Origin of the sequence: Methylobacter psychrophilus, from assembly GCF_025583945.1 — a bacterium.
GTDB classification, from domain to species: domain Bacteria; phylum Pseudomonadota; class Gammaproteobacteria; order Methylococcales; family Methylomonadaceae; genus Methylobacter_C; species Methylobacter_C psychrophilus.
On sequence record NZ_JAOEGU010000103.1, the window covers coordinates 1 to 5,122 of the forward strand.

The 5,122-nt window shown below is 43.3% G+C and carries 8 protein-coding genes; 4 read left to right on the forward strand and 4 right to left on the reverse strand.

The features are described from left to right. Nucleotides 1-237: 237 nt before the first annotated feature. The 3 genes from N7974_RS20075 to N7974_RS20085 form a co-directional block, all read right to left on the reverse strand. Complete coding sequence (locus tag N7974_RS20075; RefSeq protein WP_317451637.1) at nucleotides 238-522, reverse strand: type II toxin-antitoxin system RelE family toxin; 285 nt, start codon at nucleotides 520-522, stop codon at nucleotides 238-240. Further along, nucleotides 488-715: a type II toxin-antitoxin system RelB family antitoxin gene (relB, locus tag N7974_RS20080; protein ID WP_262967309.1), complete on the reverse strand. Its 228-nt coding sequence runs from the start codon at nucleotides 713-715 to the stop codon at nucleotides 488-490. The genes N7974_RS20075 and relB overlap by 35 nt, the downstream gene beginning before the upstream one ends. 196 nt (nucleotides 716-911) lie before the next feature. Further along, entirely contained in the window at nucleotides 912-1,463 is a 552-nt protein-coding gene (locus N7974_RS20085) for a tyrosine-type recombinase/integrase (protein ID WP_262967310.1), read from the reverse strand. Between the two features lie 923 nt (nucleotides 1,464-2,386). Between N7974_RS20085 and N7974_RS20090 the strand changes: the two genes are divergently transcribed. The 4 genes from N7974_RS20090 (at nucleotide 2,387) to N7974_RS20105 (ending at nucleotide 3,974) form a co-directional block, all read left to right on the forward strand. Beyond that, nucleotides 2,387-2,677 (forward strand): tetratricopeptide repeat protein, encoded by a 291-nt coding sequence (locus tag N7974_RS20090; RefSeq protein WP_262967311.1) that lies wholly within the window; start codon nucleotides 2,387-2,389, stop codon nucleotides 2,675-2,677. A gap of 254 nt (nucleotides 2,678-2,931) precedes the next feature. Continuing rightward, nucleotides 2,932-3,195: a hypothetical protein gene (locus tag N7974_RS20095; RefSeq protein WP_262967312.1), complete on the forward strand. Its 264-nt coding sequence runs from the start codon at nucleotides 2,932-2,934 to the stop codon at nucleotides 3,193-3,195. A gap of 120 nt (nucleotides 3,196-3,315) precedes the next feature. Next, nucleotides 3,316-3,591, forward strand: coding sequence for an HU family DNA-binding protein (locus N7974_RS20100; RefSeq protein ID WP_262967313.1), 276 nt, complete (start codon nucleotides 3,316-3,318; stop codon nucleotides 3,589-3,591). 80 nt (nucleotides 3,592-3,671) lie between these two features. Further along, on the forward strand, nucleotides 3,672-3,974 hold the full coding sequence (locus tag N7974_RS20105) for an integration host factor subunit alpha (protein WP_262967314.1): 303 nt from the start codon (nucleotides 3,672-3,674) through the stop codon (nucleotides 3,972-3,974). Nucleotides 3,975-4,231: 257 nt separating this feature from the next. On the opposite strand, the gene N7974_RS20110 is transcribed toward N7974_RS20105, so the two are convergent. Next, nucleotides 4,232-4,819 carry a lytic transglycosylase domain-containing protein gene (locus tag N7974_RS20110; RefSeq protein WP_262967315.1) on the reverse strand — a complete coding sequence of 196 codons (588 nt, stop codon included), beginning with the start codon at nucleotides 4,817-4,819 and terminating at the stop codon, nucleotides 4,232-4,234. Between the last annotated feature and the right edge of the window lie 303 nt (nucleotides 4,820-5,122).

Genomic DNA, 5,122 nt, shown 5'->3' on the forward strand with positions numbered 1-5,122 from the left:
CTCATGATTCCTGCTGTAGTCGTTAGGTTTTTAGGGTAGTAAGAAGAGTCACCAAGCGGTGCAGGTCGGTATAAGGCTCTATGCCATTGTGAGCAGTGGTAAGTTGCGCCAGTTGTTCGGCACGTTGAAATGTTTGCTACCCTCCATGGCGCTTTTGTTTTCAGCTTTGGCTTCCAGAACGATAAACCGTACCGCGAATCCAGATGAATAAGTTACCCGCAAAAGACGACGATGTCTTTATCTGTATACGTCGCGGCGGTTGCCTATTTTTACCACGAGGACACATAAAACACCGTCTTGTATCTCGCAAATTATCCGATGGTCGCCTACCCGGTAACACCACAGATCGCCAAGAGGGCCCGTTAAGGCCTTGCCTGCGCTGCGAGGATTATCCAGAGCCGCTAAGCGCTGCCTCAAGAATGTTGTAATACGCTTGGCCTCGACTTTATCAAGCTTCGACAATTGTTTGCTTGCCGTTTCCGTCAAATCAATCCGCCAGGCCAAGAGCATGCTCCACTTCATCCAATGAATAAGTCTGCTCTTCCCCTTTCCTGACGCGCTCTAATACATTGGCGGCCAAATAGTAATCTTCCATATCCTCAAGCCCACGCTCGATAATTTCACGCAAGTAAAAAGCTTTTGTGCGGCCTGTTTGGACGGCAAGGTAGTCAAGTCGCTGCTCAACTTCAGGTGCCAATCGGATCGAAGTAGCCATGTCAAAGTCTCCTGAATAAAGTCATTAAATACACGTATTCAATATATCACAATTCCCGTTTTATTGCGCTTATTGTCAGCCAGAGACAATTCTTTAAGGCCTACCCCGACAGGACTTAGGCTGCTGCCAAGAGAATGGCAAGTTTCATTGCTGCATAGATGGCAGAAACAGTTATTTATGCAACTTCACGTCGCACTCAAAGCTCGTAATCATCATAGGTTTTTAACACGTCCTCTTGGGTAATCCCCAGATAGCGCAGGGTTGACGTGGTGTTGGCGTGATTTAGTACTCTGGCAATCTTTTCAACCGGCACGCCATCCTGGTACATGGCCATGCCCCTTGATTTGCGCATACTGTGGGTGTTGATGGTTAGACCCAACAACTCCCCGGCGTCTTTAAAGACGCGACTGACTGAAACCCGACTCACGGGTTTATCTTTGGCTCGGTTACTATGGACTTGAAACAACCAGGCATCGGCAGGATTTTCCTGTTGCCTTCTGGCAATGACAATAATAGCCGCAGAATTCAGGCGAATTGTCTTCAATTTTCCGGTTTTTGCTTCGGTCAGCTTTAACGAGCGCTCATCAAGATTCAAGTCAGTGTATTTTAGGGTGAGCAAGTCACTAATGCGCAGTGACAAGTTGACCCCGACTTTCCAGATGTCCGCATAGAGCGATCCAAACTTGTTGTTCAGGACGGCGTGCATCATAGCAATTTCAGCTTTGTTGGCGGCGTCGACAGCGTTCATCCTATGTACTCTTTTTTGTTTAAAATAAATATGTGTTACATAGAGTAACAGTGCAGCACATCAAAGTAAATAAAATCAATTACTTCCTAAGTAACACAAGTATCTTGTGTTACTTAGCATGTCGTATTTTAACCATTTAAGTTGACAGAGGATAATCTACCCATCAAATTTTCAGACGTCCACATCCGACATATTTTTAGCGTCTATTTCTATTATTACGATTTGGATGGATTCTGGTTACGGGCGGCGGCTCAGGTTCATCGTCAAAAGCTTATAGCCATTATGAACATCCCATTTAATCCCGGCATCTTGAATGCCGTTGTTGACCACGAAACTTACTAGGAAGACAATTTGCGCATGATCAAAAGGGGCCGTTATTCCAGAATGCCAAAAATATTTCCGATATCCTGGCGGTAGTTATGGACATAAGAACTCAAGAAAGCTGTCCGAGAATATGATACTCAAACGAGCGGCTCAGACAGAGTCGGTGCTGCCGTTAAGGTGTTACAGTGAATTGCCTGGGCCGTCATTTCTTTTTCGGATTTGAAATTCTCTTAAAATTTACAAGCCACTTGTGATACCGCCCTCTTCGTGGCTGTCGCCTCCTTTCATTTTGCAACAAAGCTAACTGTGCTTTCAAAATTCCGACGAATGGGTCACCCTCTCCAAATTTCTGCTCCAACCTCGGAATATCCGCTCTCAGCAAGTCAATTTCTGAAATCATAGATATTTTCCTCATATTGATTATGAAATACCAACCTTTATACTCGCGATAGGACAATATCTGCCGCAATTAAATCCAACGTTCTGCTTCAAAATTCATGTTTTTGTGTAAAGCTGGAAATGTGGTGAAGGGATTTAAGGTGAACTTTTACGTCCTATAAAATATATTATAGGACCTAAAAATAGGCGCAGCTGAGCCGATGCAAAACATTGATGGGGATGTGGAGCAGCAAATACGCATAAAGGCTGATCAAGGAGATGCAACGGCGCAAAATAGTCTCGGTGTCATGTATGCCAATGGCGAAGGTGTGCCGCGAAAGGATAAACAAGCTGCATTTTGGTTTCGTAAGGCTGCTGAACAGGGCTATGCAGAGGCACAACTCATCCTCGGCTTGATGTATAATGAAGGCAAAGGTGGCTTGGAGAAGGATTACAGCCAAGCCGCCGCTTGGTTTCGCAAGGCAGCTGATCAGGGCGAAGCAATGGCGTAATTCAACCTCAGCCGGATGTATTCCAGCGGAACTGGCGTGCAGCAGGACTATGCTCAAGCCTACCGGTGGACAAACCTCGCCGCGGCTCAAAAATTAGAGAAAGCGGTAACGGCGCGAGATTACCTTGTTAAAGCGTTGACACCATCGCAAATCAAAGAAGGGCAAAAGCTCGTCCGTAAATGGATCGCTGCGCACCCATAAGCAACGCAATAAATTTATGTAATGCCCACATAATCGACCTAAAATCAAGATTAATGAATATTAAAAAAACCAGGGAAAGCCTTTTATTTTCAATTGAAAAACTAACGTCATGGAAAAAAGTTTTATTAGACAAGGATAAAGAAGATAGTGATGAGTTTGTAAAGCTGATGGAAGTGATGACACAGTGTGTAATCTGCTTATCGAACGTCACAAACGTTTGCGAAAAAAGCTATGACTATTATTTTGCTAATAAAATCGATATTGCAGAGCTAGACAGACAAGCGAACGAATATATTGCACAGGTTGTGCGGATGTAAGTGGCAAGTCTACCTATTTTAGCTACCATAAAGTCACATGAAAAATGCGGATTACGACTATATTTTTCCGACCACAAAAAACTAATATCACTATTTTCACTACTATTTTAAGGAGTTTTTATGAACAAATCAGAACTGATTGCCGTCATCGCTGAACAAGCCAACTTAACCAAAACTGATGCTAACCGTGCGCTGGATAGTTTGCTAAAAACCATTGAAACCACCTTGGCATCTGGAAGCCCGGTAACGTTGATTGGTTTTGGTTCATTCGAGGTTAAAGCAAGGGCAGAACGTAAAGGCCGTAATCCACAAACCGGCCAAGAAATTACCATTGCTGCGTCAAATACCCCTTCTTTTAAGCCCGGTAAAGCCTTGAAAGACGCCGTTAACCATTAACGATTGGTGATAACAGGTTAAGAGCCTGCTGGCACCGGCTCTTAACCTATAATAATAATGAGAAAATCAAGGCAGGAAGCATGGCACTAACGAAGGCAGATTTTGCTGCACAACTGCTCGATGAATTGGGCTTAAAAAAAACCATGGCAAAAGATCTGGTTGAGTTGTTTTTTGAGGAAATAAAAACAACTTTGGAACGTGCCGAATCCGTCAAAATATCCGGCTTCGGTAAGTTCGAGCTTCGTGACAAAGTTGCCCGTCCCGGCAGAAATCCGAAAACCGGCGAAGAGATACCGATAACTGCCCGGCGTGTTGTCACCTTCAAACCCGGAACCAGACTTAAAGCAAAAATAGACTTGATGGGCGTTTCAAATGCCAAATGAAAACAACTTGTTGGCAATCATTAAACTTTAAGCATTATGGCCAAAAAGCTCTAAAGTTTCGCAGAAATTTAATGCAACAAATATTGGATCGAAAAAAATGGAATAGTGTCCTTCTCTACTCGATCGTTCTTGTTGATAACCATGTCGGCAAGGATTACTGACCGAAAGCCTGGTCGCTGGTCTCCGGCGCATCGATTTGTTAAGTCTGATTTTTACTTGGATTGATGGTTATTTTCGCGGACGCGAAAATATTGTTCTTAGTTTACCCAAGCGGCATATATAAGGTTAGGATAATCATTTTTGCCAAGACTACCGTTGTAGCGGGCAAGCGCCCGATTAACATTGCCGTTTTCTTTGTCCAGATAGCTTCTTAAAATGGCGCACCCTAAACGTAAATTGGTTTTTATATTAAACAGGTCTGATGATTGTTCACCGACTATATCGGCCCAAAATACCATAATTTGCATATAGCCTCGTGCTCCTACCGATGAGATGGCGTATTTCCTAAAGTTACTTTCAACGCGGATAATAGCTAATACCAGATCAGGGTCTAGTCCTGAGCGTTTGGCCTCATAGTAAATGGTTCGTAACAATTCGTGGCGTAACTGATTGTGGCGTAGTCGTTCCGCTAACGCTTTGTTATGAGCCATTAATCCTACGAGTACCCGCTCTGATTTATTTAACCACTGGTTTTCCGTTCCATCTATTACCGTGCTTTTGTGGGTGGTATCAGCTAAGTGAACATCTAACGATTTTATTTGTAGCTTAATAATACTTTCTGAGGTTACTGTTGCTTGCGTGGACTGTGCCAGTAGTAAAAATAAAATGCCTGTCAGAGTTTTCATGGTTGCGGAATTTGATTGATTTTTATGTCTTGGTTTATGGTCAGGGTATCAGGTGTTTGGCACTGGTTCTTATGGTCGATATAGAGGGTTTCATTGATGATCTGGTATTCGCGAGTTTCATTTTTTGCAAAAGTCACCTTGTAGTTGTTGTCCCAATAACAGCGTATTTGCGAATACGGTAATTGTCAATGTAGTTGTCGCCTCGACGGTTAACTCTTACTCTGGTTTGTTTTCTAAATAATCACTTCCTTGGTAGCATTTTTTTGTTTAGACCTTGTCTGGGTTAAGGTGGGCTGTCTGGAT

Excerpts from the sequence above, each read along its gene's own strand:
- relB (WP_262967309.1), bottom strand. The coding sequence starts at position 715 with ATGGCTACTTCGATCCGATTGGCACCTGAAGTTGAGCAGCGACTTGAC.
- N7974_RS20085 (WP_262967310.1), bottom strand. The coding sequence starts at position 1,463 with ATGAACGCTGTCGACGCCGCCAACAAAGCTGAAATTGCTATGATGCAC.
- N7974_RS20100 (WP_262967313.1), top strand. The coding sequence starts at position 3,316 with ATGAACAAATCAGAACTGATTGCCGTCATCGCTGAACAAGCCAACTTA.
- N7974_RS20075 (WP_317451637.1), bottom strand. The coding sequence starts at position 522 with ATGAAGTGGAGCATGCTCTTGGCCTGGCGGATTGATTTGACGGAAACG.
- N7974_RS20105 (WP_262967314.1), top strand. The coding sequence starts at position 3,672 with ATGGCACTAACGAAGGCAGATTTTGCTGCACAACTGCTCGATGAATTG.
- N7974_RS20095 (WP_262967312.1), top strand. The coding sequence starts at position 2,932 with ATGAATATTAAAAAAACCAGGGAAAGCCTTTTATTTTCAATTGAAAAA.
- N7974_RS20090 (WP_262967311.1), top strand. The coding sequence starts at position 2,387 with ATGCAAAACATTGATGGGGATGTGGAGCAGCAAATACGCATAAAGGCT.
- N7974_RS20110 (WP_262967315.1), bottom strand. The coding sequence starts at position 4,819 with ATGAAAACTCTGACAGGCATTTTATTTTTACTACTGGCACAGTCCACG.